Source organism: Amycolatopsis sp. cmx-8-4, assembly GCF_046548675.1.
Lineage (GTDB): Bacteria > Actinomycetota > Actinomycetes > Mycobacteriales > Pseudonocardiaceae > Amycolatopsis.
The window spans coordinates 228,406-253,726 of record NZ_JAEBDZ010000009.1; the positions used below are offsets into that span (position 1 = coordinate 228,406).

General features: G+C 72.0%; 27 protein-coding genes. 7 read left to right on the forward strand and 20 right to left on the reverse strand.

Annotation, left to right across the window (positions count from 1 at the left end; genetic code table 11):
* Positions 1–50 precede the first annotated feature (50 nt).
* Positions 51–1,124: a DUF5667 domain-containing protein gene (locus ACLJQZ_RS21355; RefSeq protein ID WP_410621682.1), complete on the forward strand. Its 1,074-nt coding sequence runs from the start codon at positions 51–53 to the stop codon at positions 1,122–1,124.
* A gap of 108 nt (positions 1,125–1,232) precedes the next feature.
* Positions 1,233–2,135, forward strand: coding sequence for an HAD family hydrolase (locus ACLJQZ_RS21360; RefSeq protein ID WP_410621683.1), 903 nt, complete (start codon positions 1,233–1,235; stop codon positions 2,133–2,135).
* A gap of 80 nt (positions 2,136–2,215) precedes the next feature.
* On the opposite strand, the gene ACLJQZ_RS21365 is transcribed toward ACLJQZ_RS21360, so the two are convergent.
* The 5 genes from ACLJQZ_RS21365 to ACLJQZ_RS21385 form a co-directional block, all read right to left on the reverse strand.
* Entirely contained in the window at positions 2,216–3,256 is a 1,041-nt protein-coding gene (locus ACLJQZ_RS21365; RefSeq protein WP_410621684.1) for a lysophospholipid acyltransferase family protein, read from the reverse strand.
* An 86-nt stretch (positions 3,257–3,342) separates the two neighbouring features.
* Positions 3,343–4,389, reverse strand: coding sequence for an NAD-dependent epimerase/dehydratase family protein (locus tag ACLJQZ_RS21370; protein ID WP_410621685.1), 1,047 nt, complete (start codon positions 4,387–4,389; stop codon positions 3,343–3,345).
* A 262-nt stretch (positions 4,390–4,651) separates the two neighbouring features.
* On the reverse strand, positions 4,652–4,753 hold the full coding sequence (locus tag ACLJQZ_RS21375) for a 30S ribosomal protein bS22 (protein WP_007030867.1): 102 nt from the start codon (positions 4,751–4,753) through the stop codon (positions 4,652–4,654).
* A gap of 232 nt (positions 4,754–4,985) precedes the next feature.
* The gene (locus tag ACLJQZ_RS21380; RefSeq protein ID WP_285456379.1) at positions 4,986–5,201 is read right to left on the reverse strand and encodes a helix-turn-helix domain-containing protein; all 216 of its coding nucleotides are present in this window, start codon (positions 5,199–5,201) and stop codon (positions 4,986–4,988) included.
* 245 nt (positions 5,202–5,446) lie between these two features.
* The gene (locus ACLJQZ_RS21385) at positions 5,447–6,010 is read right to left on the reverse strand and encodes a carboxymuconolactone decarboxylase family protein (RefSeq protein ID WP_410621686.1); all 564 of its coding nucleotides are present in this window, start codon (positions 6,008–6,010) and stop codon (positions 5,447–5,449) included.
* A 39-nt stretch (positions 6,011–6,049) separates the two neighbouring features.
* Here ACLJQZ_RS21385 and ACLJQZ_RS21390 point away from each other — a divergent pair, with 39 nt between their 5' ends.
* A complete protein-coding gene (locus ACLJQZ_RS21390) occupies positions 6,050–6,373 on the forward strand; it encodes a winged helix-turn-helix transcriptional regulator (protein WP_410621687.1) in 324 nt (107 codons plus the stop codon).
* Positions 6,374–6,558: 185 nt separating this feature from the next.
* Here ACLJQZ_RS21390 and proC read toward each other — a convergent pair whose 3' ends face one another.
* The 8 genes from proC to ACLJQZ_RS21430 all read right to left on the reverse strand — a co-directional run bounded on the left by proC (position 6,559) and on the right by ACLJQZ_RS21430 (position 15,176).
* Positions 6,559–7,368 carry a pyrroline-5-carboxylate reductase gene (gene proC, locus ACLJQZ_RS21395; RefSeq protein WP_410621688.1) on the reverse strand — a complete coding sequence of 270 codons (810 nt, stop codon included), beginning with the start codon at positions 7,366–7,368 and terminating at the stop codon, positions 6,559–6,561.
* Between the two features lie 25 nt (positions 7,369–7,393).
* The gene (locus ACLJQZ_RS21400; protein ID WP_410621816.1) at positions 7,394–8,164 is read right to left on the reverse strand and encodes a thioesterase family protein; all 771 of its coding nucleotides are present in this window, start codon (positions 8,162–8,164) and stop codon (positions 7,394–7,396) included.
* Positions 8,165–8,385: 221 nt separating this feature from the next.
* Positions 8,386–9,198 (reverse strand): sugar phosphate isomerase/epimerase family protein, encoded by an 813-nt coding sequence (locus ACLJQZ_RS21405; protein WP_410621689.1) that lies wholly within the window; start codon positions 9,196–9,198, stop codon positions 8,386–8,388.
* Between the two features lie 74 nt (positions 9,199–9,272).
* A complete protein-coding gene (locus tag ACLJQZ_RS21410) occupies positions 9,273–10,928 on the reverse strand; it encodes a hypothetical protein (protein ID WP_410621690.1) in 1,656 nt (551 codons plus the stop codon).
* A 169-nt stretch (positions 10,929–11,097) separates the two neighbouring features.
* On the reverse strand, positions 11,098–12,081 hold the full coding sequence (locus tag ACLJQZ_RS21415; protein WP_410621691.1) for a hypothetical protein: 984 nt from the start codon (positions 12,079–12,081) through the stop codon (positions 11,098–11,100).
* Between the two features lie 146 nt (positions 12,082–12,227).
* Entirely contained in the window at positions 12,228–12,917 is a 690-nt protein-coding gene (locus ACLJQZ_RS21420) for a response regulator transcription factor (protein WP_247060263.1), read from the reverse strand.
* Complete coding sequence (locus ACLJQZ_RS21425) at positions 12,914–14,164, reverse strand: sensor histidine kinase (protein WP_410621692.1); 1,251 nt, start codon at positions 14,162–14,164, stop codon at positions 12,914–12,916. The genes ACLJQZ_RS21420 and ACLJQZ_RS21425 overlap by 4 nt, the downstream gene beginning before the upstream one ends.
* Before the next feature lie 145 nt (positions 14,165–14,309).
* Positions 14,310–15,176: an oxidoreductase gene (locus tag ACLJQZ_RS21430; protein WP_326945872.1), complete on the reverse strand. Its 867-nt coding sequence runs from the start codon at positions 15,174–15,176 to the stop codon at positions 14,310–14,312.
* Between the two features lie 75 nt (positions 15,177–15,251).
* Here ACLJQZ_RS21430 and ACLJQZ_RS21435 point away from each other — a divergent pair, with 75 nt between their 5' ends.
* On the forward strand, positions 15,252–15,890 hold the full coding sequence (locus ACLJQZ_RS21435; protein WP_410621693.1) for a DNA-binding response regulator: 639 nt from the start codon (positions 15,252–15,254) through the stop codon (positions 15,888–15,890).
* 91 nt (positions 15,891–15,981) lie between these two features.
* Here the strand turns inward: ACLJQZ_RS21435 and ACLJQZ_RS21440 are convergent, their stop codons facing one another.
* The 7 genes from ACLJQZ_RS21440 to ACLJQZ_RS21470 all read right to left on the reverse strand — a co-directional run bounded on the left by ACLJQZ_RS21440 (position 15,982) and on the right by ACLJQZ_RS21470 (position 23,200).
* Positions 15,982–16,731 carry a phosphoglyceromutase gene (locus ACLJQZ_RS21440; RefSeq protein WP_247060258.1) on the reverse strand — a complete coding sequence of 250 codons (750 nt, stop codon included), beginning with the start codon at positions 16,729–16,731 and terminating at the stop codon, positions 15,982–15,984.
* Between the two features lie 444 nt (positions 16,732–17,175).
* Positions 17,176–18,072: a DUF4349 domain-containing protein gene (locus ACLJQZ_RS21445; RefSeq protein ID WP_410621694.1), complete on the reverse strand. Its 897-nt coding sequence runs from the start codon at positions 18,070–18,072 to the stop codon at positions 17,176–17,178.
* A gap of 70 nt (positions 18,073–18,142) precedes the next feature.
* Entirely contained in the window at positions 18,143–18,655 is a 513-nt protein-coding gene (locus ACLJQZ_RS21450) for a YbjN domain-containing protein (RefSeq protein ID WP_410621695.1), read from the reverse strand.
* On the reverse strand, positions 18,652–19,956 hold the full coding sequence (gene mshA / locus ACLJQZ_RS21455; protein ID WP_410621696.1) for a D-inositol-3-phosphate glycosyltransferase: 1,305 nt from the start codon (positions 19,954–19,956) through the stop codon (positions 18,652–18,654). Before mshA ends, ACLJQZ_RS21450 begins: the two co-directional genes overlap by 4 nt.
* A 25-nt stretch (positions 19,957–19,981) precedes the next feature.
* Entirely contained in the window at positions 19,982–20,797 is an 816-nt protein-coding gene (locus ACLJQZ_RS21460; protein WP_410621697.1) for an alpha/beta fold hydrolase, read from the reverse strand.
* Between the two features lie 3 nt (positions 20,798–20,800).
* Positions 20,801–21,982 carry a L,D-transpeptidase gene (locus ACLJQZ_RS21465; protein ID WP_410621698.1) on the reverse strand — a complete coding sequence of 394 codons (1,182 nt, stop codon included), beginning with the start codon at positions 21,980–21,982 and terminating at the stop codon, positions 20,801–20,803.
* A gap of 162 nt (positions 21,983–22,144) precedes the next feature.
* Positions 22,145–23,200 (reverse strand): UDP-N-acetylmuramate dehydrogenase, encoded by a 1,056-nt coding sequence (locus ACLJQZ_RS21470; protein ID WP_410621699.1) that lies wholly within the window; start codon positions 23,198–23,200, stop codon positions 22,145–22,147.
* 24 nt (positions 23,201–23,224) lie between these two features.
* Between ACLJQZ_RS21470 and ACLJQZ_RS21475 the strand changes: the two genes are divergently transcribed.
* The 3 genes from ACLJQZ_RS21475 (at position 23,225) to ACLJQZ_RS21485 (ending at position 25,280) form a co-directional block, all read left to right on the forward strand.
* Complete coding sequence (locus ACLJQZ_RS21475) at positions 23,225–23,725, forward strand: DUF2505 domain-containing protein (RefSeq protein ID WP_410621700.1); 501 nt, start codon at positions 23,225–23,227, stop codon at positions 23,723–23,725.
* Positions 23,704–24,510, forward strand: a complete 807-nt coding sequence (locus tag ACLJQZ_RS21480) for a class I SAM-dependent methyltransferase (RefSeq protein WP_410621701.1) — start codon at positions 23,704–23,706, stop codon at positions 24,508–24,510. The genes ACLJQZ_RS21475 and ACLJQZ_RS21480 overlap by 22 nt, the downstream gene beginning before the upstream one ends.
* Positions 24,511–24,578: 68 nt before the next feature.
* Positions 24,579–25,280 carry a DedA family protein gene (locus tag ACLJQZ_RS21485; RefSeq protein ID WP_410621702.1) on the forward strand — a complete coding sequence of 234 codons (702 nt, stop codon included), beginning with the start codon at positions 24,579–24,581 and terminating at the stop codon, positions 25,278–25,280.
* Positions 25,281–25,321 lie beyond the last annotated feature (41 nt).

Consider the following 25,321-nt stretch of genomic DNA (forward strand, 5'->3'; position numbering starts at 1 on the left):
CTGCCAGACCGGTGTCAGGACCGGCCACGGCCCGAGATGGAGCTGGCGCAGTGAGGTTTGCGCGTGAGCGAACCGACGCGGATCGGTTCGCGCGTGCTTTGGAGCCGTCCCCGGTACGCCGGGACGGCGAGTTCGCCGACGAGCTGGCCGTCGTCGGCGCCCTGCGCGAACTCGGCGCGGCCGGGGCGCCGGACCTGGAGACGCGGCAGCGGATCCGCGCGGAGATCGCGGGCCGCCTGGAGACGGCGGCGGCCACGCCGGTACGGCGGTGGCGGCCGCGGACCGCCGACCTGGTGGCCGCCGCGCTCTTCCTCGTCCTCGTGCTCTCCGGCCTGACGCTGGTGCTGTCCCGCGGCGCGTTGCCGGGTGACGCGCTGTACGCCGTGAAGCGCGCCGGCGAGACGACGTCGTTGAACCTCACCTTCGGTGACCAGCAGAAGGCCCAGAAGCACCTCGAGTTCGCCACCAACCGCGTCACCGAGCTGGGTGAGCTGGCCGCCGAAGACGCGAGCCCGGCCGACTACCAGACGGCGTACGACGACTTCGCCACCGACCTGCGCGCCGGCGTCACCCAGCTGACCGCCGTCGCGACCAGCGACGGCAGCGGCGCGCAGCAGCTCTCCGACGTCCGGCTGTGGGCCCGGAACCAGGCGGCCCGGCTCGCGGCGCAGCAGGCCGCGTTGCCGGCCGGCGCCGCCTCGGTGTTCGGCGACGCGCGGACCCTGCTCGGCAAGGTCCAGGAGCGCACGAGCGGCCTGGTGGCGCGGCTGAACTGCTACCAGATCACCAACGGCACCGCCGACGACCTGGGCCTGCTCCCGGCGACCGGCGAGTGCACGCAGCGCCCGGCGCCGTCCTCGGGCGGCGAGGTGTCCTCGGCACCGACGTCGTCGTCCTCGGCCGCCGAAAGCACCGCGCCGGCCCAGACCGGCACCCAGCTCCCGCCGGCGGACGCTACGGCGACGGCGGAGACGCCCGCGCCGACCGGCGGGATCACGCCGCCGCCGGTGTTCGGCCAGCCGTCGTCGACCTCCCGGCCGCCGGTGACCTCGACGTCGAAGCCGCCGCCGCTCGTTTCGATCCCGCCGCTGCTGCCGGGCTTGCCGCCGATCGTCATCGGCTGAGGTCCGGGCCACACCTGCGACACTGCCGTGGGCGGATCGCTACGCTGTGCGAAGGACCGGACGTCCGCAGGACGTGGTCAGACGTGGGCAGACGTGGAGGCGGTGTGCGTGTCAGCTTGGCGTGGCAGGGATAAGAGTCAGGAGCTCGAACGGCTCGCCGCGCTCGCGGGCGAAGCCTCGGCCGAAGCCGCCCACGCCCGCGTGGTTTCCGAAGCCGCCGAGCCCCCTTCCCCGCCCGCGCCGCCCGACCTCACCGCGGCCGCCTTCTTCGACGTCGACAACACGATGATGATGGGCGCGTCGATCTTCTACTTCGCCCGCGGGCTCGCGGCGCGCAAGTTCTTCACGTCCTCCGACCTCGCCGGCTTCGTCTGGGGCCAGATCAAGTTCCGCCTCGGCGGTCGCGAGAACAAGGAAGACATCAAGACCCACCGCGAGCGCGCACTGTCCTTTGTGGCCGGCCGCACGGTGGCCGAGCTGACGTCGATCAGCGAAGAGATCTACGACGAGCTGATGGCGGACAAGATCTGGTCCGGCACCCGCGCACTCGCCCAGATGCACCTCGACGCCGGCCAGCGCGTCTGGCTGGTCACGGCGACCCCGATCGAGCTGGCGGCGATCATCTCGCGCCGCCTGGGCCTGACGGGCGCGCTGGGCACGGTCGCGGAGACGCGCGAGGGCGTCTACACCGGTCGCCTGGTCGGCGACCTGCTGCACGGCCGCGCGAAGGCCCACGCGGTCCGCGCGCTGGCGTCGCGTGAGGGCTTGAACCTCAAGCGCTGCACGGCTTATTCCGACTCGGCCAACGACATCCCGATGCTGTCCGCGGTGGGCACGGCGGTCGCGGTCAACCCGGACGGCGGGCTGCGGGACGTCGCCCGCGCGCGTGGCTGGGAGATCCGCGACTTCCGCACCGGCCGTAAAGCGGCGAAGATCGGGGTACCTTCGGTACTGGGGGCCGGGGCGCTGGCGGGGGCGGTGGCCGCGGGGATGGCTTACCGCCGCCGCTGACGCGCCCGGCCCGAGACGTCACTTTCCCTGGGAAAGATGCGTAGCCTCACCCGGATTTTACGCCCGGCGGACGGCTGCGCTCAGCGGCGGAAGACCGACTTGCGCTGCGAAAGCCGCTGGTAGAGCGTCTGCTGGATCGACTCGCGCACCTGGTCCGTCAGCTGGAAGACCAGCATCGGGTCGTCGACGGCGTCCGGCCCGAAGGAGTCGGTCGGAATCGGCTCGCCGAACTCGATGCTCCACTTCGTCGGGAGCGGGATCGCGCCCAGCGGGCCGAGCAGCGGGAAGAACGGCGTCACCGGGAAGTACGGCAGGCCCAGCATCCGGGCCAGCACCTTGATGTCGCCCAGCTTCGGGTAGATCTCCTCGGCGCCGATCACCGACACCGGGATGATCGGGACGCCCGCGCGCAGCGCCGCCGACACGAAGCCGCCGCGGCCGAAGCGCTGCAGCTTGTAGCGCGACGAGAACGGCTTGCCGACGCCCTTGAAGCCCTCCGGCCACACGCCGACCAGCTCACCCTTGCGCAGCAGGCGTTCCGCGTCCGCGTTGCAGGCCAGCGTCTGGCCGGACTTGCGGGCGAACGAGCCCACCAGCGGCACCTGGAACACCAGGTCGGCGCCGAGGCCGCGCAGGTGCCGGCCGCCGGTCTCGTCGTGCACCGCGACCGCCGTCATCAGCGAGTCCAGCGGCAATGTGCCCGAGTGGTTGGACACCAGCAGCGCGCCGCCCTCGGCCGGGAGGTTCTCGACGCCGAACGTGTCGACGCGGAACCAGTTCCGGTACAGGGCGCGCAGCGGCGGGAGGAACACGGCGTCGGTCAGCTCGGCGTCGAAGCCGAACTCGTCGACGGTGTAGTCGCCGGTCAACCGGTCGCGGATGAAGCCGAGCGCGGAGCGCGCCGCGTCCGAGAGCACCTCGGGCGCCGGGGCCGGCGGCTCGGCGCCGGGGAACGCGACGACCGGGGCGTCTTCGCGCGCGGCATCGGCCTCCCGCAGGTCCTCCGCGGCCGCCGAGGCGGCGGGCTGGGCCGCCGGCTTCTCGCGGCCCGGTCCGTGCAGGGGGATGACCTGTGCCTCGGCAGCGCCCACCGTCTCCGCCTCGCCTTCCACGTCGTTCAAGCCGTGCGGCCTGCTGTCACCACCGGAGCTTCGCTCCGGGCCGGGGGCTCCGCCACCCGGGCCCCCGAAAGGCATACTCGACCTGCTCACCGGTTCGCCTGCCCGGTCGCCGCGGCGACCAGCACCTTGCCGGCCAGGCCCGCGAGCCGGCCGCCGTCGAGCACCGGGCGCAGGCCGCGGCCGACGATGTAGTCGTCGAACGCCTCCCGCGTGGTCCACCGCGGGGTGTAGCCGAACTCCTGCTTCAGCTTGGTGATGTCCACCACCCGGCCGAAGTTCAGCAGCCGCACCTGGTCGGCGGAGAAGTCGACGACGCGCGCGCCGCGCAGCACCTTGCCGACCGACGGAACCACGCTCCGCGGCAGCGGCAGCTCGACCCGGCCCGCTCGCCGGATCGCCTGTGAGAGCGTGAGTACCCCTTCGGAGCTCACGTTGAACACGCCGGGCTTGTCTTCGATCGTCGCCCGTTCCAAAACGGACAGCGCGTCCGAGGAGTGCAGCAATTGGATCCGCGCGTCGTAACCGAACACGGTCGGCACCACCGGCAGCGCGAAGTAGCGGGACAGGACCGTGTCGGTCGACGGCCCGATGATGTTGGCGAAGCGGCACAGCGTCACGGTGATGTCGGGACGGCGCCGCGTCAGGCCGCGCACGTACCCCTCCATCTCGACGGCGTCCTTCGCGTACCCGCTGGTCGACGTCGGGATGAGCTCGGAGTCCTCGGTGAACACCGCCTGCGAGCGCGCGCCCGCGCCGTAGACCGCCGCGGTCGACTTGACGACCAGCTTGCGCACCAACGGCGACCGCTGGCAGGCCGCGAGCAGCCGCATGGTGCCGATGACGTTGACTTCCTTGATGGCCGTGCGCCGGCCCGGGCCGGCGGGGTGCGCGGTGCACGACGCGTGCACCACGGTGTCCACTTCGGCCGTGCTGATCACCTTGGCGATCAACGGGTTCCGGATGTCCGCGCGCACGAACTCGGCGTTTCCCATGCGCTGCAGCACCGTCTTGTCCGGCGGTACCGTGTCGACGCCGATGACCCGCTCGAAGTCGGGGTTGTTGCCGAGCCGGGCGAGCAGTTTCCCACCCAGCTCCCCGGCGACCCCGGTGACGAGCACGACGTTCGACGGCATACGACTCCCTGCGGCGTAGGGCGTGTGGGGGGTGGACGATCACCCAAGGTGCGCGAACCTGCACTCACTGGAAGCATCGCGCGGACACCGTTGAGATGTTACCGCTCATCAGTGGTAGCTCCCGGGTGTCTTACATGCTATTAACCGCCAGGGGCCGAAAAGCGACGGACGCCTCACTCGAACAGGGGAGGCGGTCCACCACATGGACGTGGCCCGCCCAGAGACTGGACGGGCCACGGTCACGCTCGGCTGAGCCGGGTTGCTACTTACCGGCCTTCCGACGCTGCACTCGCGTGCGGCGAAGCAGCTTGCGGTGCTTCTTCTTCGACATGCGCTTACGGCGCTTCTTGATCACAGAGCCCATGGGCGCTCCTTAGTTCGTCGTCGGTCACGCTGCCCGGCGCAGCGTCCAACGGGTGGAGCGCACAGGCACGAGCGGTTTTCCAGGTTACCCGCCACGTTGCGCGGGCCGGTCGGCGGGCACGTCCAAGCCCCGCGCGCCGCTGGCGGCGGCGTGCCTGCCGACTGGTTCAACAGGCTTTTCCGGGGGGGTTCCGGGGGCGGAGCCCCCGGCCCGGAGCGAAGCTCCGGTTGTTTCAGCCCACGTCGTAATACGCACCCTGGAGGTACTCGTGCACTGCTTTCTCCGGCACCCGGAAGGACTTCCCGACCCTGACGGCGGGTAGCTCACCCGAGTGCACGAGACGGTAGACGGTCATCTTGGAGACCCGCATCAGCGTGGCCACTTCGGCGACCGTCAGAAACTGGACCTGCCCGACTGCGGGCAACTCTTCCTTCTTGTTCGGCGACATGTTTTACCGCGTCCTTCGACACGTGTCGCGCCACGAGGCTTCCCCACCTGTGGTATCGACACGCACGTGCTCTATCGAGAGTAGCGGGACTGGTGGGACTAATGCGACGCCTGTCACCGAGATGGGCTCCTACCAGCGCTAACGCACACCCACTCGCGCGTGCAAGACCTCCGCAATCGCCCATTACGGCGAATCCGGGCACCATCGAGGCCGAGAGAGGCCTCGTTCGAGCGATGAGAGCCCACTCACCGGCCACCGGCCACGGGCCCGGTCCCGGGCTCGAGCGGCAGCCGCAGCGCCCGCACGGTGAACGAGATCGCGTGGTACCAGCCGCAGACCAGGACCACCTCGAGCGTCGCGTCCTCCCCGACGGCCGTCACGAGGTCCGCCCAGGTCCCGTCGGCGAGGTCGGCCGTCGCGTGGAACTCGTCGACGGCGGTGAGCACGGCGCGGTCCGCCGCGTCCCAGCAGGCGTCGGCGGGACCACCGGTGGCCAGCGAGGCGAGCTGCCCGGCGTCGAGCCCGGCCTTCCCGGCGAAGGTGGCGACGTGCACGCCCCACTCGTAGTCGGCGCCGCACAGCGCGGTCGTCCGGTCGATGACCAGCTCGCGCTGCCGCAGGGTCAACGCGGAGCGGCGGGAGAGGTAGTAGCTCCCCCAGCCCGCGATCCCGCGGGCGAGGTCCGGCCGCCGGGCCCACACGCGGAACAGCCCGATCGGCGGCCCCAGCAGGTCGAGCGCGGCGGCGCTCTCGTCGTCGTACGGCGGCTCCAGCGGGGCGATGCGCGGGCGCTTCGATTTCAGAGGCATCGGGGCAAGCTAACATCGGCGCTTCGGAAAGGAAAGCAGATGACGCCACTCCCCGGCCGGCCCGTCCGCGGCTCGGCGACCGGGCGCCCGATCATGGCGCTGCTCGACCTGCTCGGCCGCCGCTGGGCGCTGCGGATCCTGTGGGAGCTGCGCGGGGACTCGACCCCGACGTTCCGGGAGCTGCAGCAGCGCTGCGACGGCGTCTCGTCGAGCGTCCTGGCCGACCGGCTCCGGGAACTGGGCGAAGCTGCCCTCGTCGAGCACGCCGGCGAGGGCTACGGCCTCACCGGCCAGGGCCGGTCCCTGTCCGGCACCCTCGCCCGGCTCGACGCCTGGGCGGCCGAGTGGCGGCCGCGGCTTTAGCCCTCCGGAGCCCGTGTTGGCCCTTCCGGTCGGTGTGTTGGCCGTTCCGGTCGATGTGTTGGCCGTTCCGGTCGGTGCGTTGACCGTTGGCCGATGGCTCGGCCGTTCCCGAACGGCCACCATGGTGACCGGAGTGGCCAACATGGCGACTTGCACGCCGTGACTGTCGACTGACGGCCGCGGGCTCAGCCCTCGTGGGCCTTGCCCAGCGCCTCCGAGCGGTCCCTGGCCGCCTCGATGGCGTCGAGCAGGGCCGCGCGGACGCCGTGCTTCTCCAGCTCGCGGATGGCGTTGATGGTCGTCCCGGCGGGCGACGTCACGGCCTCGCGCAGCAGCACCGGGTGCTCCTCCGACTCGGCGAGCATCTTCGCCGCGCCGACGGCCGACTGGATGATCAGCTGGCCGGCCAGCGCGCGCGGGAGGCCGAGCAGGATGCCGGCGTCGATCATGGCCTCGACCAGGTAGAAGAAGTACGCCGGACCGGAGCCCGACAGCGCCGTGACGGCGTCCTGCTGGCCCTCCGGCACCTCGACGACCTGGCCGACGTGCGAGAGCAGGTCGCGCACCACCGCGAGGTGCTCGGCCGTGGCCCAGCGACCGGCCGAAATCGCGCTCATGGCCTCACCGACCAGCATCGGGGTGTTCGGCATCACCCGCACCACGGGCACGCCCTCGGCCAGCCGGCGCTCGTACAGCGACGTCGGCAGCCCGGCGCAGAGCGACACCACGAGCGACGACGGGCCCAGCAGCGGCGCCAGCTCGGTCAGCACCGGGTCGATGTCCTGCGGCTTGACGGCCACGACGAGCACGTCGGCCTGCTTGGCGGCGTCCTCGACCTCGACGCCACGAACGCCGTAGCGGGCCGTCAGCTCCTCGACGCGCGCCGGGTACCGCTCGGTGAAGAGCAGGTCGCCCGGCGCGTGACCGCCGTTCAGCAGCCCCGAGAGCAACGCCTCGCCGATCTTTCCCGCACCCAGCACCGCGATGACCGTCATGCCGCCAAGCGTGCCAGATCCGCGCTCAGCCGCCCGGGGCCGGGGCGAGGCCCAGCTGCCGGGCCTGGCACACCAGCCGGCCCTGCGCGTCGATCACCGTGGCGTCCGAGTCGAACCAGGACTCTTGCACCGATCTCGACTCGACGATGACCCGCAGCCAGCCCGGGGCCGGACGGGTGCGCAGCAACGCCGTCAGCTGGACCGTCGGGGCCCAGCCGATGCGGCCCAGGTTCATCACCACCGGCGGGTTGACGTCCGATGCCAGCAACGTGAAGTACGGGTCGACCAGGCTGTGGCGCGGGCGGACCCACAGGCGCATCCGCGGCGGCTCACCCGTGCGGCCGGACAGGTAACCCGCGGTCGCCGGGTCGAGCCGCACGTCGCAGCCCTTGGCCAGGTTGAACGGGCCCTCGGGGCTCTCCGGCATGGTCAGCGCGCCCGGCGACGGCTCGGCGGGCATCGACGGCACGTCCGTCCACTCCGGGCGCCGCATCGGCAGCCGGCCGGTGGTCACCCGGGCCTCGACGCAGCTGCGGCCGCGTTGCTCCAGCCGGACCTCGACCACCGTCGCGCGGCGGCCGACCTTGCGGACGTCGGTGCGCAGCAGCACCGGACCGAGCGCGGGCGCGTGCAGGAACTCCGCGCTGACGACCAATGGCTCGGCGTGCGGCTCCCCGCGCTCGTTCAGCGCGGTGATCGCCGCCTTGGCCAGCAGGGCCAGCAGGAAACCCCCGTGCGGGTGGGACCCGATGGCCCATTCCGCGCGCAGCACCGCGGTGAAGGTGCCGTCGCCCATCGACCGCGTCGCCGTCGCCGTGTCGAAGGACACGGCGGTGCCGTCCGTTGCGCTCACGAACGCGCGGGCCCGTCCGTACCCACTGTCCCGGGCGGGGAAAAGGGGTCCTGACCGGGGATGGCGGAGATCAACGAGCGCAACGGGTTCACAGTCGGAACTTTACGTGTTCACGTGCTCGATTCGGCGGCGGGAGTAGTCGTGTTCTGTCGGAACGTGCTCAGTCACTGCCCCAGGTGGAAGCGTGCGAACAACAGCGCCTCGGCGAGGTCGCGGACGCGCTGGGCCTGGGTGAGGGCGTGCCGGGTGTTGATCTCCAGCACGATCTGCCCGGCGAAACCGTTGCTGACCAGCTTCTCCAGCAGCGACGCGCACGGCTGGCCGCCGCGGCCGGGCACCATGTGCTCGTCCTTCGGGATGCCGGTGCCGTCGGCCAGGTGGACGTGCGTGAGGCCCTCCCCCATCCGCTGCGCCAGCGCCAGCGCGTCCATCCGCGCCGCCGCCGTGTGCGACAGGTCGAGCGTGTAGTGCCGGAACCCGACGTCCGTGGGGTCGATCGACGGCCGGAACGCCGACACACGCGCGTTCTTCGACCCACCCGGCGGCCGGACCTTGAACATGTTCTCGACGGCGATCTCGACGCCGCTGGACTCCTCCAGCTCGTCGACGAGGTCACCGAACGCGTCGCCGTAGCGGCGCTGCCAGCGGAACGGCGGGTGCACGACGACGGTCCGCGCGCCGAGCTCCACCGCGGCGTCGACGGACATCCGCAGCCGCACCACCGGGTCCGGCGACCAGATCCGCTGGGTGATCAGCAATGACGGCGAGTGGATCGACAGCACGGGCATCCCGGTGCGGCGCGACCAGCGGCGCAACGCCGTGACGTCCTGGCTGACCGCGTCGGCCCAGACCATCACCTCGACGCCGTCGTAGCCGAGCTCGGCGGCCAGCTCGAACGCCGAGCCGGCCTTGAGCGGCCACACCGACGCCGAGCTGAGGCCGACGGGCACCGGCTTCTCGTCTGTCACGCCGGACATCCTGCCTCGTCACCGAGGGTGGGCCGCACCGCCGGGCCGGGAAGGGGACCTGGGTCTCATCCCCTACCCGGCGATCAGCGTCCGACCAGCAACAACGCCGCCGGTGAGACGGTCACCACCAAGCCGACCAACACGGCGAGCACGGTGGTCTGCAGGTCCTCGGCGCGGCGGATCTTCCGCACGATCCAGACCAGCGCGACGACCACCAGCAGCGCCGCGATCAGCGCGGCGGCCGGGATGTTCACCCACAGCCAGTTGAACCCCAGCCAGACGGCAGCACCGCCGACGACGCCGAGGGCGAGCTGGCCGGCGAGGCCCAGCCACTGCTTGCCCGGCGAGCCCGCGGGCACCGGCTCGGCGGCCGGTTCGGGGACGTCGTCGTCGTACTCGTCGTCTTCGTAGCCGTCGCCCTGCTCGTAGCCGTACTCGTCCTGCTCGAAGTCCGGGCCGGCGGCCGGGTAGCCGGGCTCGGCGAACTCGCGCTCGTAGGGCTCGAGGTCGTCCGGGATCGGCGTCCGCGCGGCGCGGTCACCGGGCGCGAACGGCATCGGCGGCGGGTAGGTACCCGTCGGCGGGCCCGCGTCGTAGGCGGCCTGGTAGCCGCTGCCTTCGGGGGCGAAGCCGTCGTCGGGCTCGAAGTCGTCGTCCGGGTAGCCGTCATCCGGAGCGCCGGTGGGGATCACCGGCATGACACCGATCTCGGTGTCCTCCATCTGCTCCTTCTGGCGGCGCTTGCGCCAGTTCGCGAGCCCCGCGGGCGTGGAGATGTCCGGGGTCTCGGGCTGCGGCTTGCCCTTCGCCTGCCGAGGCGGGGGCGGCGGCGGTTCTTCGTCGGGGACGGCGGAGAACTGCTCGGTGTAGGCCTCCTGCTTCGGCTGCGGACGCCGCGACGGGGGCCGGCGCGGCGGGCCGGGAGGCGTGGCGAACGTGCCGCTGGGCATCGGCCCGGGCGGGCCGACGGAGCTGTCGACATCGGCGTCCGGGGTGCCGTTGAGCCCGTCGAGCCGCGCCGACAGCGGGCTGCCGGGCGGCGGCGGGGTCGGCAGCTGCTGCGAGGGCTGTGGCGGCGGGGGCGGTCGGCGCCGGACCGGCGGCACGGCGGCCCGCGTCTCCTCGGCCGCCGGCGGGGGCGGCGTCGGGAGCTGCTGCGACGGCTGGGGCAGCTGCTGGGACGGCTGCTGCGGGGGCGGCGGCTGACGGCGCGGCGCCCGCGGCGGCACGGGCAGCTGGGCCGACTCCTGCGGCCGCGGCGGCTGGGCGGGCTCCGGCGGCGCCGGGCGGCCGAACTGCCCGGACTCCTGAGGCGGGGCCGGCCGGTTGAACTGGCCGGACTCCTGCGGGGCCGGGCGCCCGTACTGGCCGGACTCGGCGCCGCCGGGAGCGGGCCGGGCCGGGGGCTGCGGCGGCCGCGCGTCTTGGGGGACGGCGCGGGGCGCGGGCGGCGGCTCGGAACGCCGCCGGCCACCGGCCGGGCGGGCGGGCGGAGCGGGAGGCGGCGGAACCGTGCCCTCGGAGTGGACGCGGTCGATGATCGCCTGCGGGCCGGTGTCGCCGATCCCCGGCCGCCGGTGCGTGCCGGTCGGGCCGGGCGGTTCCGGGGTGGCCGGTTCGTCGTCGTCATCGACGGCGCGACGCCGGCGGCGGCGTCCGCCCTCGGCCTGCGCACCGTGCTGTGCGAGCAGCTCAGCCACGGTCTTCTGCGGCTGGTCGCCTCCGGTCTGGTCCGTCATACCTGGTAATCCCTCGCGCGCTCCGGGGAATCGGCACCTCGGGAAGGTCCCGACGGCACGCCGGCGGCGCAGCGCGCGCTGTACGTCGTCCTCTGCATGTCCGTCACCTCTCCATCGTGCCCGTGCTTCAAGCAAAACACCGTCGTGGGCGAAGTCCAGTCGTCTGCTTTCACCGGTCCTCCTGTGCGCCGAAGCGCGCCACGAGTGCGGCTCCAGTTTCATCCGCGCCGGTGGAATGGTCCAGCCGCCGCAGGATGACACCTTCTCGCAGAGCCCACGGGCAGATCTCGAGTTCCGGCAATCCGAGCGCCCGCATCGTGGCCTGCGCGACGAGCGCGCCCGCCACCAGCTGGTGCGATCGGCTCGAACTGACCCCCTCGAGCTGAGCCAGATCGGCCGAGGGCATCCGCGAGATGAAGGCCAGGAGCTGGCGCAATGCGGTGTCCGAGAGCGTACGTCGCACGCGCGGGCCCGCGGCCGAGGGGGCGGCGCCGGTCAGCCGGGCGAGTGACCGGAACGTCTTCGACGTCGCGACGACGCGATCCGGTTCACCCCATTTGGTGACCTTGCGCGTGAGTTCGGTGAGCTGGTCGTCGAGCCACGCCGACGTCGCGACGAGCTCCGAGCGCGTCGGCGGGTCGTGCCGGAAGCGGGTGCGCGTGGTGCGACCGGCGCCCAGCGGCAGGGACTCGGCCAGCACGGGCTCTTCGTCGCGGCCCATCGCGATCTCCAGCGAGCCGCCGCCGATGTCGAGCACCAGCAGCTGCCCGGCCGACCAGCCGTACCAGCGGCGGACGGCGAGGAAGGTCAGCCGGGCTTCGTCGGTGCCGGAGAGGACCTGCAGCTCGACGCCGGTTTCGTCGGCCACGCGGGCCAGCACCTTCGCCGAGTTCTTGGCTTCGCGGACCGCGGAGGTGGCGAACGCCATGACCTCTTCGCAGCCGAGCCGGACGGCCGCCGCCTTGGCGGATTCGACCGCGGTCACGAGCTCGTCCGCGCCGGTCTTGCTGAGGTCGCCGCTGCGGGTGATCTGCTCGGCCAGCCGGAGCACGGACTTCTCGGAATGCATCGGGGTCGGGTGGGCGCCACGGTGGGCGTCGACCACGAGCAGGTGGACGGTGTTGGAACCGACGTCGAGTACCCCTAGGCGCACGGGGGTCCAGCGTACCGGCCCGAGCGTCAGGTCTCGAACATGTAACCAACAACACTCGGTCCGGCCAAGGCCGCACTTTCATAGGGAAAGTGTTGTGGAGGGGCCGCCTCCGCAACACTTTCCCTATGAAAGTGGCGTTCGGGGGCTTACGTCTCGAACTTGTAGCCCAGGCCGCGCACCGTCACCAGGTGGCGCGGCGAGCCCGGGTCCGGCTCGATCTTCGACCGCAGGCGCTTCACGTGGACGTCGAGGGTCTTGGTGTCGCCGACGTAGTCCGCGCCCCACACCCGGTCGATGAGCTGGCCGCGCGTGAGCACCCGGCCGACGTTGCGCAGCAGGTACTCGAGCAGGTCGAACTCCTTGAGCGGGAGCGAGACCTCCTCGCCGTCCACGGTCACCACGTGCCGTTCGACGTCCATCCGCACCGGGCCCGCCGACAGCACCAGCGGGGCCAGCTCGCCCTCGGCGCCGGGCTCGCCGCCGCGGCGCAGCACCGCGCGGACCCGCGCGATCAGCTCACGCGCCGAGTACGGCTTGGTGACGTAGTCGTCCGCGCCCAGCTCCAGGCCGACAACCTTGTCGATCTCGCTGTCCCGCGCGGTCACCATGATCACCGGCACGGCGGAGCGCTGGCGCAGCTGCTTGCAGACGTCGGTGCCGCTCATGCCCGGCAGCATCAGGTCCAGCAGGACGATGTCGGCACCGTTGCGGTCGAACTCCTCCAGCGCGGCCTGGCCGGTGCCCGCCACCGCCGCGGTGAACCCTTCCTTCCGCAGCAGGAAGGCGAGCGGGTCGGCGAACGACTCCTCGTCTTCGACGATGAGAACCCTGGTCACAGGTTTCCTCCATGATCTGGGCTTTCCTGCCCGGTAACCACGAGCCTCTGGGCGCGCTCGGGGGTCTTCTCCTGCCGTGGTCCCGGCGGGGTCTGCTTGCCGGTCGCCGTCCGCGCGGGCTCGGGCGCGGGTTCGGGCCGGACGTGTGCGGGGATGCGGAGGGTGAACGTCGAGCCGGTGCCGGGCCGGCTCCACAGGCCGACCGAGCCGCCGTGGTTGGCCGCGACGTGCTTGACGATGGCCAGCCCGAGCCCGGTGCCGCCGGTGGCGCGCGAGCGGGCCTTGTCGGCGCGGTAGAAGCGCTCGAACACGCGGGTCTGCTCGTCCTCGGGGATGCCGATGCCGCGGTCGGTGACGGCGATCTCGACCATGCCATCGGCCAGCCGCCGCGAGATCGACACCGGGCTGCCGGCCGGCGAGTACGCGACGGCGTTCTCCAGCAGGTTCGACAGCGCGGTGACCAGCAGCGTGCGGTCGCCCTCGATGAGCAGGCCGCTGGCCGTGTCGGTGGTGATGGTGATCTCGGCCGACTCCGCCGAGAGCGTCGTGCGGCCGAGTGCTTCGCGCACGACCGCGTCGACCTCGACGACGTTGAGGTCCGGCAGCCGTTCGGCGCCCTGCAACCGCGACAGCGCGATCAGCTCGGTGACGAGCTGGCCGAGCCGGGTCGACTCGCGCAGGATCTTGCTGCCGAAGCGGCGGACCTCCTCGACGTCCTCGGCGGCGTCGAGGACGGCCTCGGTGAGCAGCGCGATCGCGCCGACCGGGGTCTTGAGCTCGTGGCTGACGTTGGCGACGAAGTCGCGCCGCACGGCCTCCAGCCGGATGGCCTCGGAGTGGTCGACCGCCTCCACGACGGTGAAGCCGTCGCCGAGGGGCCGGACCTGGCCGAGCACCGCCTCCGGCTGGCGGCCGCGCGCTTCCAGCGGCGAGAGGTCGATCTCCAGCGGCTCGTCGGTTTCGACGACCTGTTCGGCGGCCCTGCGGGCCCGCGGGTCGGCCTGGTTGACCCGGACCAGGCCGAGCTCGTAGGCGCGCGGGTTGTGCAGCACCATGTCGCCGAACTTGTTGAGCACGACGACGCCGTTGTGGGAGGACCGGACCAATCGCTCGAGCAGCTCCGCGACGGTCGGGCCCGGTGGGCGGGCCTCTTCGCGCCGGGTTCGCGCCCGCGCGACGAGGTAGCCGACCACCGCACCGGCCACCAGGGCGCCGATGGCCAGTGCGAGTGAAACAGGCGTGGTCACGGGCCGATCGTAAGCGCTGATGTGGCCCTTCGGCCTAGCGTTGTCCGCCTTGTCGTGAGCACCGCGACACCTGACGTCGACTTGTTCGCCGGGGTGTCAGCCCACGTTCACCCGGCCGATTCCCGACTGAGACATTCCGGGTGAATCAGTTGTCTCGTTCGAGTGTCTTCAGGTCGTCGTCGGTGAGCTCCAGCGCGGCCGCGGCGACGTTCTGCTCGAGGTGCGCGAGATCGCCGGTGCCCGGGATGGCGAGCACGTGCGGGCCCTGGTGCAACGTCCACGCGAGCCGGATCTGCGCCGGCGTGGCGTCGTGGCGCTTCGCGACCTCCGCGACCCGCGCGTCCTCCCCCGTACCGCTGGCGACGGCGAAGAACGGCACGAAGGCGACGCCGTGGTCGGCACACAGCCGGACGATCTCGTCGTCCTCGCGGCGCGCGGTGAGGCCGTACTGGTTCTGCACGCAGACGACCGGCGCGATCGCCAGCGCCTCCGTCAGGTGCTCCGGGCCGACATTGGAGATGCCCAGCTCGCGGATCAGCCCCTTCTCCCGGAGGTCGGCGAGCGCGCCGAAGCCGTCGGCGAGGGAGCCGGCGCCGCGGTCCAGACCTTCGCCGATCCGGTAGTTGGCGACGTCGAGGTGGTCCAGACCCAGTTCGCGCAGGTTCTGCTCGACCTGGGCGCGCAGCTGCTCGGGCCGGGCGGTGTAGAAGGTGCCTTCGAAGTCGCGGCCGGGACCGACCTTGGTGGTGAGCACCAGGTTGTCGTACGGCGCGAGGGCGCTGTTGATGAGCTCGTTCGCCGCGCGCGGGCCGGCGAAGTAGAAGGAAGCGGTGTCGATGTGGTTCACGCCGAGCTCGACGGCGCGGCGGAGCACGGCGATCGACGTCTCGCGGTCGCGGACGCCGCCGTCCGAAGTGGACATCAGGCGCATCGCGCCGAAGCCGAGCCGGTTGACTTCGAAGGAGCCGAGCTTCCAGGTGCCCGCCGCGGCGGCGGGGTGTGTCGTGGTCATGCCTCCAGCTTCGCCACGCGGGGAGATCCGGGCCGGGTTTGGCAGTTTGCTGCCAGGCAGCGGACACTCGATGGTGTGGAAAAGGTGACGGACGTCGTCGTGGTGCGCGGTGAGGCCGAGCTGTTCGAGCGGACGAAGCACTTGTTCGCGGCGGCGACGGAGGTTTCGTGCGCGGCCCGCGACCTGCACACGTGGTCGGTGGCGCACCCGACCGCGCCCGAGCGGGAGCAGGCGGTGCGCGCGACGGCCGTGCGCAAGGTCTACCAGCCCGGCGTGCTGCTCGACCCCGCGCTGGCCGGGCACCTGCGATTCATGGCCGACCACGGCGCCCGGATCCGGATCACCGAGCGCGAGATCAACGAGACGATCCTGCTGGACCGCCGGATCGCGATCGTGGCGGGCGACCGCGTCGGCGACGTCCGCAGCTACACCGTCGTCAGCAGCCCCGAGCTGATCCAGGGCATCCAGTCGCTGTACGAGGCGGTCTGGGCGAGCGCGACCGACCTGGAGTCCTACCAGGCCCGGTTCACCGAGCTCGGCGCGCGGGAGATCCTCGAGCAGCTCGCGGCCGGCTGCAAGGACGAGACGGCGGCCCGCACGCTCGGCGTCAGCTTGCGCACCTACCGGCGCCGGGTAGCCGAGCTGATGGAGATCCTCGGCGCGTCCTCGCGGTTCCAGGCCGGCGCCCGGGCCCGCGAAGCCGGCCTCCTGTGAGGCCTGCCGTCGCCGCGGCCTGAAAGCCGTGAAGGCCTCCTTACCGGCCATAAGAGCCGGTAAGGAGGCCTTCACGGCTTGTGGCCGAAGGTCAGCGGCCCTGGTTCGCGACCGCGGCCGCGGCTTCCTTGGCGGCGTCCGGGTCGAGGTACTCGCCACCCGGCTTCACCGGCTTCAGGTCGTCGGTGAGGTCGTAGCGCAGCGGGATGCCGGTCGGGATGTTCAGGCCCGCGATGTCCGCGTCCGAGATCCCGTCGAGGTGCTTGACGAGCGCGCGCAGCGAGTTGCCGTGCGCGGCGACCAGCACGGTCTTGCCCGCGCGCAGGTCCGGCACGATCGCCGACTCCCAATACGGCAGCAGCCGCGCGACGACGTCCTTCAGGCACTCGGTCAGCGGCGCGCTGTCGCCGAGGTCCGCGTACCGCGCGTCGCCCGCCTGGCTCCACTGGTCCTTCGGGTCGATCGCCGGCGGCGGGGTGTCGTACGAGCGGCGCCAGAGCATGAACTGCTCCTCGCCGAACTCGGCCAGCGTCTGCTTCTTGTCCTTGCCCTGCAGCGCGCCGTAGTGGCGCTCGTTGAGCCGCCAGTCGCGCTTCACCGGGATCCAGTGGCGGTCCGCGGCGTCGAGGGCGATGTTCGCGGTCGAGATCGCGCGTCGCAGCAGCGAGGTGTGCACCACGTCCGGCAGCAGCGCGGCTTCGGCCAGGAGCCGGCCGCCCTTGCGGGCTTCGCCCTCACCCTGCTCCGAAAGGGGTACGTCCACCCAGCCGGTGAACAGGTTTTCCGCGTTCCACGTGCTCTGCCCGTGACGGAGCAGCACCAACGTCCCAAGTTCGGCCATGGTGCCCAGCCTGCCAGAACGGACCACACCGCCTGCTGGTGACCTCCCAGGTCTGGGGTTTTCCCCAGCCGACCTACACAGAGTGCGTTACCCGGAAGTAACACCTTCACCCGATGACAAGTCAGCCTGCCAACAAGGCGCAAATTCAGTGCAACATGCTGCACTGCGTTATCGGTCCGCGCAAAGTTCACTCGAACGGACTAGTGTGTAGTCTTGTGATTACAGGTCGAGTTCTGACAGGTTGACTAAGTCCCGAGCGGCCGGATTCCACGCACTCCCCGGCCGGTTTCGGGCTTTGACCGCGGCTCGTCTCCCCCTGCCGAGCCGCGGCCCGCCGGCCCCGTTGGCACCCCCCTCGTCACCGGGTCCTGATCGGCGGGAACTTCAGCGGGGCGGCTCGAGATCGCGACTCCCCCCTCCCTCGAGCCGTCCCGCCTGCCCGCTTCACACCTCGGGCGTCACGGGTTCCGGGCGCGCCGCGCGGCGACGCCGGTGCAGCCACCAGCCCGCCCAGGCGAGCGGACCGAGGACCAGCAGGAACGGCGCGACCGCGCCCAGCACCGTCAGCAGGCCGCCGCCGAAGACGAGGAACGCGTCCCAGCCGCCGGCCAGGCCACCGAGGAACCCGCTGTGGTCCTCTTCGGCGGGCGGCGGCGCGGCCACGTTCCGGATGGTCATCGCGACGGTCGACATCGCGACGCTGCCCGCGAGCGAATTCCGTTGCTGTTCGAGGGATTCGAGAGTGGCTTCGCGGCTCGTCAGCTCACTTTCCACCGAAGCGATCTCCGACACCGAAGTCGCCTTCGCGAGCAACGCGCGGATCCGCTCCACCGACGCCCGCTGCGTCGCCAGCCGCGCTTCGACGTCGATGGTCTGCTCGGTGACGTCCTGGGTGTTCAGCTCCCGCTTCACCAGGCCGGTACCCAGGTGCGAGAGCTGGTCGAGCACGCCGTCCAGCTTCTCGGCGGGCACGGCGAGGCTGAGCGTCGCCAACCGGTCGCCGGTGCTCTCCTGCCCGGTGTACCCCCCGGCGCCCTGCGCGATCCCCCGGGCCTCCGCGACGACGTCCGTGACCTTCGTGGCGGTCAGCTCGAGCCGCGCGCTGCGCGAAAGCTTGCGATCGGCCGCCCCGGCCTGCGGCGCGGGGACCGGCTGGCCCTTGTCCGGCTCGGCTTTCCCGTTGCCCGCGGTCCCCTGCTGCGGCTGTTGCGGCACCGCCGGGGCCGGGCCGATCCCGGCGCTGTCCGCCGAGGACGACGTGCCGCTCTCGTTCGCCGAGCAGCCGGCCAGCACGAACGCCACGCCCGCGACCGCGAGCAGGGTTCTCCATCGAGTCCGCATCCTGCGTCTCCCTCCAGTTTCGACTGGCGGTGAGACGGATGTCCGGTTCAGCCCCGTTGCACGGGCCGGGTCACGACTCGGTCAAGCCTGGTTCGTGCGGCTTCGCGGGCTCGACGAGGTGCTTGAACGCCTGGAGGTTGGCCAGGGACTCGCCACGGGAGACGCGCCAGTCCCACTCGCGCTTGATCGACGTCGCGAAGCCGATCTCCAGCAGGGTGTTGAAGTCGCCGTCGGCGGCTTCGAGGACCTGGCCGAGCACCTTGTCGAGCTCTTCGGCGCTCAGCGTCTCCTTGCCGAACCGGCCGACCAGGTAGATGTCACCGAGACTGTCCACTGTGTAGTGAACGCCGTAGAGCTTCGCGTTGCGCCGCAACAGGAAGCGGTAAACGTCCTCATGGGACTCGTCGGGTCGCCGGCAGACGAACGCCTCCACGGAGAACGCGTGGTCGCCGTCGACGAGCCACGCGTTCGTCTGCAGCTTCTTGGTTCCCGGCAGCGTGACGAAGTACTTTCCCGGCCCCCGCCGGTCGTAGGTCAGTTCCGCGTCGTCCAAAGTGGACTTGATCAGCTCGTCGAGACTCACACCGCCACCTCCGCGCGCAGCTCCAGGGCGCGGGAGAACGCGCTGGTGGCCTGAGCATAGATGTCGAGCAGCGCGTCCGTCGTGCGACGCCAGGAGAAGTGGCGCGCGTGCAGGACGGCGTTGGCGCCGAGCTCGGCGCACCGGTCCGGGCGCAGCGCGACCGCAGCCAGCGCGTCCGCCCACTCCTCGGCGCCGTGCCCCGGCACCAGCAGCCCGGAGACGCCGTGCGGCACCGCCATCGGCAGCCCGCCGACGTCGGCGGCGACCACCGGCGTCCCGCAGGCCTGCGCCTCCAGCGCGACCAGCCCGAACGACTCGTTGTAGCTGGGCACCGCGACGACGTCGGCGGCGCGGAACACCCGGGCGAGCGCCGGCCCGGGCTGCGGCGGAAGGAACCGGACCTGCCGCTCGATGCCGAGGGAGACGGCGAGCTCGCGCAGCGCCTGCGGCTGCTCCAGCCCGGTGCCGGATGGCCCGCCGACGATCAGCACGATCAGCTGCGAAGCCAGTTCCGGACGTCGTCGCAGCAGCGCCTCGGCGGCGTACAACAGCACGTCCGGCGCCTTCAGCGGCTGGATCCGGCCGGCGAACGCCAGCACGACGGCGTCATCGGGCAGGCCGAGCTCGGCGCGCGCGACGTTCTTCGGGCCCGGGGTGAAGCGTTCGAGGTCGACACCCGGCGGCACGGCGTGCACCGCGTGCGGCTCGGCGCCGTAGAGGTCGATGAGCTGCCGCGCCTCGACCGGGGTGTTGGCGACCAGCCTGTCCGCCTCCGCGACGACCTGCTCCTCGCCGATCACGCGCAGCCGCGGCTCGGGCTTGTCCCCCTCGGCGAGCGCGGCGTTCTTCACCTTCGCCAGGGTGTGCGCGGTGTGCACCAGCGGCACGGACCAGCGGTCGCGGGCGAGCCAGCCCACCTGGCCCGAAAGCCAGTAGTGCGAGTGGATGAGGTCGTAGTAGCCGGGCTCGTGGAAGGCCTCGGTGCGCAGCACACCGGAGGTGAACGCGCACAGCTGCGCGGGCAGCTCGTCGCGGCTCAGCGGCTCGAAGGGGCCCGCCTGCACGTGCCGGACGGTCACGCCGGGCGCCAGCTCGGCCACCGGCGGCTGGTCCGACGCCGTCGCGCGGGTGAACACCTCGACCTCGACGCCGCGGCGGGCCATCTCGGTCGCCGTCTGGCTGACGTAGACGTTCATCCCGCCCGCGTCGCCGGTCCCTGGCTGCTCGAGCGGCGAAGTGTGTACGGACAACACCGCTACCCGTCGCGGCGCAGCACGGAACCCCCGGATGGAGCTGGTCACCTGGTCTCGTCTCCCGCGTTCTACGTCAGCATTCCTCGGCGAACTGCCGGAGCACCGCGTCGAACTCGTCCGCGGTCTCGGCGAAGGGCGCATGCCCCCCGCCAAGGAACCAACGCCCGGTGGCCCCCGGAATCTTCCCGATCGTGTGCTTCGCCGCCGCGGAGTCGATCACGCGGTCCTGGGAGCCGTGCACGACGAGGGCGGGTTTGTCGATCGCGGCCAGGACGTCGTCGCTGCCGACGTCGCGGCGGAACAACGCCGCACGCACCGCGGGCGGCACGCCGAGAGACGCTCCGAGCAGGGCTTGGGCCTGCGTGCCGGGGATCGGGCGGGTCACCATGTCGCGGCTGAACGCCGTGAGCGCCGGGACCGCGATGTCCGGATCGTCCGAAAGCATCGCGCGCATGTGCTCGCGCATCAGCGAGCCGACGCGCCCGCCCGGCCGGTCGCGGCCGATCTCGGTGATCGCGCCGACGAGCACGATCCCGCGCAGCCGTGCGGTGCCGTGCACCCGGATGTGGTCGGTCAGCACCAGGCCGCCGTACGACCAGGCGACGACGATCGCGTCAGGCCCGGCGAAGTCGAGCACCGCGGCGAGGTCGTCGGCCCAGACCACCGGGTCGTCGTACCCGGAGGCCGGGACGTCGGACGCACCGTGCCCGCGCAGGTCCATCGCGACCAGGCGGAACCGCTCGGTCAGCGCCGGGTCGGCCAGCTGCGCGGCCCAGGCGCCGGACGACTGCGCCCAGCCGTGCACGAACACGATCGGCCTGCTGTTCCCGGCCCCCTCGACCCGCAGGCCGAGCCGCGTCCCGCCGTGTCCGACGACCTCGGTGCGCACGGGCTACTTCGCGCCCAGCGCCTGCCAGGCCGACCAGGAGTAGTTCCAGTCCTTGACGTCCGAGGCCATCGGCGCGCCCAGCTTGGAGCCGGTGATCTCGACCGGGTCGCCGACCAGCGCGGAGTCGAAGTAGTCCTTGGCGTCGGCCTCGAGCAGGTTGACGCAGCCGTGGGAGTTGTTGGTCTTCCCGATGTTGGCCGCGTTGTCCTGGTTCTCGTGGATGTACTCGCCGTGGTTGGAGAACCGGCAGGCCCACTTCTTGTTGACGTTCGTGTAGCCGTAGCGGGCGTTGTCGAAGACCGCCGTCGGCTCCTTGCTCATCACGATGTAGGTGCCGTTCGGGGTGTTGCGGTCGACCTCGGCGTCCAGCCCGTTCGCGCACGGGTAGCTCTTCACCTGCGAGCCGCCGCGGTAGACGTGCATCTGGTGCTCCGGGGTGTTGACCTTGACCACCTGGTTGCGGCCGATCTTGAACTTCGTGGTGACGTCGGCCTTGCCGTACGCGCCGCCGCCCAGCTCGACGCCGTACAGCTTCGCCTCGACGCTCACCGTGATGTTCTGCGGCCAGTACTCCTTCGGCCGGTAGTCGACCTGGCTGTCGGACAGCCAGCCCCAGGCGCCCTCGACGTTCTTGTCCGTCTTCACGGACAGGGCCTTCTCGACGGCCGCGCGGTCCTTGACCGGCGACGCGAACTTGACGCTGATCGGCATGGCCACGCCGACCTGGGCGTTGTCGGCCGGGTTGAGCGTGGCGCGGACCTGCTTGGCCGGGCTGACCGTGGTGAAGGTGCCGGTGAAGTCGACCGGCTTGCCGTCGCTGCCGGTGGCCTTGGCCGCGTAGGTGTACTTCTTGCCGTAGCCGAGCGGCTCGGAGCTGGTCCAGGTGAGCCCGTCGGGCGAGGTGTCGCCCTTGACGTCCTTGCCGCCGTCGGCGGTGACCTTGCACTCGGTGAGCTTGCCGTCGGCGACCTTGATCACGACGGGCTTGAGGACCGGGGCGTCCTTGACGTTCGCGGCCGGCTCGGCCGTGATCTTCGCCACCGGCTGCGCGCCGCCGCCCTCGCCGTCGGCGTTCGCGGCCCCGGTGGGCAGCGCGGTGCCGTCGTTCGTGCCCGAACACGCCGCGACGACCACAGCGGCCCCCGCCGCGAGAGCCGCCTTGAAGACCAAGCGCCGTTCGATCACGTATTCCTCCCGAGTTCCCCCGCCGACCAGCAGGTTCAACGCACATTTAGCGCTGGTGACCCGCCTGACGTTACCTGCCGAAAGGTAAAGACCAACCGATCAGGTGCACGTCACCGTTGTCGACAAAGACGTCTGATACACGTCCAGGTTGCCCGTTTCGGCTCAAATGACGCAGTTGATCAAGAGCGGTTCGGGCCGCAGGCGGACACCGAAGCGCTCGTGGACGCCGTCGCGGACCTCGCGGGCCAGCGTGAGCAGGTCCTCCGTCGACGCGTCGCCGCGGTTGGTCAGCGCGAGCGTGTGCTTGGTCGAGAGCGAGACGCGATTCCCCGGCCCGGGGTACCCCTTGCCGAAGCCGGCGCGCTCGATCAGCCAGGCCGCGGACAGCTTGACGCCACCGTCGGCCGGGTACTGCGGGGCGCTGCCCTCGACGCTGTCCGCGATGCGGGCCAGCACCGCCTCGGCGTCGGCCGCCGGGACGATCGGGTTGGTGAAGAACGAGCCCGCGCTCCACGTGTCGTGGTCGGCCGGGTCGAGCACCATCCCCTTGCCGCGACGCAGCCCGAGGACGGCTTCGCGCGCGTCGGCGGCCGGCACGCGCGCGCCGATCTCGACGCCGAGCGTGCGCGCGAGTTCGGCGTAGCGGACCGGCGCGGAGAGGCCGTCTTCGCGGACCTCGAAGCGGACCGAGAGGACGACGCCGGTGTCGGTGCCCTTGAGGATGCTGGTGCGGTAGGCGAAGCCGAGCTCGTCGGCCTTGAGCGTGCGCACTTCGCGCGTCACGCGGTCGTACAGCTCCAGCGAGACGATCGATTCGGCGACCTCGCAGCCGTACGCGCCGACGTTCTGGATCGGCGTCGCGCCGACGCTGCCCGGGATGCCGGAGAGGCATTCGAGCCCGCCCAGCCCGGCCTCGACCAGGCCGGCGACGAAGGCGTCCCAGTTCTGCCCGGCTTCGACCTCGACGATCGCGCCGTCACGCCGCCAGCCGGTGTTCGCCACCTCGACGACCGCGCCGTCGAACCCCGCGTCGCCGACCACCAGGTTGGAGCCGCCGCCGAGCAGCAGCACCGGCTCGCCCGCCGCGTCGGCCTCGCGGACCGCCGCGACGAGATCTTCGCTGGTCGCGGCGCTGACGAACCGGCGAGCCGGGCCGCCGAGGCGCAGCGTGGTGTACGCGGAGAGGGCCGGGAGTGCGGGAGTACGGGCGGAGTTCACGCGCCTGACGGTACTGTCCGGCTCATGGGATCCCGGATCGAGCACCGTGCCGACTTCGCCGCCGACGTCGCGTCCGCGTACGCCGCCGTGGCCGGTGAGGACGCGCTGCGGGCGCGCCTGGAGGAGCTCGGCGGGCACGGCGCGGCGCTGCTGTCGTACGAGGTCTCCGAGAAGGGCCTGCGCTACCAGCTGCGGCAGGGCATCAGCGCGGACAAGCTGCCGCAGGCCGTCCGGACGCTCCACAAAGGCGACCTGATGGTGACGCGCACGCAGATCTGGCAGCCGTCCGGCGCGGAGTATCAGGGCAAGGCGTCGGTCGAGGTCGGCGGCGTCCCGGGTGAGATCAACGCGCGGACCGCGCTGCTGACCGACGGCGGCAAGACGGTGCTGCGGACGAGCGGCGAGGTGATCGTGCGGATCCCGCTGTTCGGCGCGAAGCTGGAGAGCGTGATCGCCGAACAAGTCACCAAACTGCTGGACCGCGAAGCCGAATTCTCCGCGAAGTGGCTGGCCGACGCCGCCTGAGCCCGGTCGGCGCGCCGACCCGAGGAACGACCAACCCCAACCGCCTGCGCCGGGTCGACCGGTGGATCGCCACCGCGCCGCCGACGACCCGCTTGCTGCGCGCGGCCGCGGATCCCCTGGTCGTCGACCTCGGGTACGGCGCGTCCCCGGTGACCACCGTGGAGCTGGCCCGCTGGCTGCGCCGGGTCCGCCCCGACGTCCGGGTGCTGGGCCTGGAACTGGACGCCGCGCGGGTGGCTTTCGCGCAGTCCGCGGCGTCACCACCGTGGCTTTCGTTCCAGCGCGGCGGCTTCGAGCTGGCCGGCACGCGCCCGGTGCTCGTCCGGGCGTTCAACGTGCTGCGCCAGTACGCGGAGCACGAGGTCGCGGGCGCGTGGCAGCTGATGCTGGAGTCGATGCCCCCTGAAGGGCTCTTGGTCGAAGGCACCTGCGACGAGATCGGCCGCCTGTCGACATGGGTCCTGGTGTCCCGCGACGGCCCGGTCTCGCTGACGCTGTCGGTCCGGCTCGCGGGCCTGGACCGGCCCTCGACGGTGGCCGAGCGGCTGCCGAAGGCGCTGATCCACCGGAACGTCCCCGGCGAGCGCGTCCACGAGCTGCTGGCCACGCTGGACGCCTGCTGGGCGGCCGCGGCCCCGCACCAGGCGTTCGGCGCCCGCTCCCGCTGGCTGGAGACGGTGCGGCTGCTGGGTTCCCGCGGCTGGCCGGTGCTGGGCCCGCCGGGGCGCATCCGGCGCGGCGAGCTGACCGTGCCGTGGGCCGCCGTCGCCCCGGTCGCCCCGTAGATCCGCTGTTCACCGGCCGCACCCCGCTCCGTCACCCGTAGGTGACCTGCGGTGATCACCATGAAGCCGTGGAACTCCTGGGGCACGTCACCGAGCTGCTGCGCGGCGCGCTGGGCTCGCCGTGGCTGTGGGTGCTCGTGTTCGCGGTGTCCGGGTTGGACGCGCTGCTGCCGTTCATGCCGAGCGAGACGACCGTCGTCACCGTCGCCGTCCTGTTCGGACCGGATCCGGCGCAGCTGGCGCTGCTCGCCGCGGTCGCCGCCGGCGGAGCGTGGACCGGCGACTGCCTCGGGTACGCCATCGGGCGCACCGCCGGGCCGCGGGCGATCGCGCTGCTGCAGCGCGGGCCGCACGGGCCGCGCCGGTACGAGTGGGCGCGGGACCAGGTGCGCCACCACGGCGGCCTGCTGATCATCGCCGCCCGCTACCTGCCCGGCGGCCGCGTCGCCAGCGCGCTCGCCAACGGCAGCCTCGGCTACCCGCTCCCCCGGTTCGTGCTGATGGACGCGGCCGGCGCGGCGATCTGGGCGGTCTACAGCGTCCTGATCGGCCTCGCCGGCGGGGCCGCGTTCGCCGATGAACCGGTGAAGGGCCTGCTGCTGTCCTTCGGCCTCGGGCTCGCGCTGGTGCTCGCGATCGAAGGCGGGCGGCGGCTACGGTCGGCGCATGCGGGAAGCGATCGACATCCACGCGGACGCGCTGAAACGAGCGGCGCTGGAAGCCGGGCCGACGGCGCCGGTCCGGAACTGTCCGAAGTGGACTGTTCATGACCTGGTGGCGCACATCGGGTTCGTGCACGGCCTCGCCGTCA

Bases quoted from the DNA above. Each gene is read 5' to 3' on its own strand.
- ACLJQZ_RS21370 (WP_410621685.1), bottom strand. From the start codon at position 4,389: ATGCCGTCGAACGTCGTGCTCGTCACCGGGGTCGCCGGGGAGCTGGGT.
- ACLJQZ_RS21375 (WP_007030867.1), bottom strand. From the start codon at position 4,753: ATGGGCTCTGTGATCAAGAAGCGCCGTAAGCGCATGTCGAAGAAGAAG.
- ACLJQZ_RS21380 (WP_285456379.1), bottom strand. From the start codon at position 5,201: ATGTCGCCGAACAAGAAGGAAGAGTTGCCCGCAGTCGGGCAGGTCCAG.
- ACLJQZ_RS21385 (WP_410621686.1), bottom strand. From the start codon at position 6,010: ATGCCTCTGAAATCGAAGCGCCCGCGCATCGCCCCGCTGGAGCCGCCG.
- ACLJQZ_RS21390 (WP_410621687.1), top strand. From the start codon at position 6,050: ATGACGCCACTCCCCGGCCGGCCCGTCCGCGGCTCGGCGACCGGGCGC.
- proC (WP_410621688.1), bottom strand. From the start codon at position 7,368: ATGACGGTCATCGCGGTGCTGGGTGCGGGAAAGATCGGCGAGGCGTTG.
- ACLJQZ_RS21400 (WP_410621816.1), bottom strand. From the start codon at position 8,164: ATGGGCGACGGCACCTTCACCGCGGTGCTGCGCGCGGAATGGGCCATC.
- ACLJQZ_RS21405 (WP_410621689.1), bottom strand. From the start codon at position 9,198: ATGTCCGGCGTGACAGACGAGAAGCCGGTGCCCGTCGGCCTCAGCTCG.
- ACLJQZ_RS21410 (WP_410621690.1), bottom strand. From the start codon at position 10,928: ATGACGGACCAGACCGGAGGCGACCAGCCGCAGAAGACCGTGGCTGAG.
- ACLJQZ_RS21430 (WP_326945872.1), bottom strand. From the start codon at position 15,176: ATGACCACGACACACCCCGCCGCCGCGGCGGGCACCTGGAAGCTCGGC.
- ACLJQZ_RS21440 (WP_247060258.1), bottom strand. From the start codon at position 16,731: ATGGCCGAACTTGGGACGTTGGTGCTGCTCCGTCACGGGCAGAGCACG.
- ACLJQZ_RS21445 (WP_410621694.1), bottom strand. From the start codon at position 18,072: ATGCGGACTCGATGGAGAACCCTGCTCGCGGTCGCGGGCGTGGCGTTC.
- ACLJQZ_RS21475 (WP_410621700.1), top strand. From the start codon at position 23,225: ATGGGATCCCGGATCGAGCACCGTGCCGACTTCGCCGCCGACGTCGCG.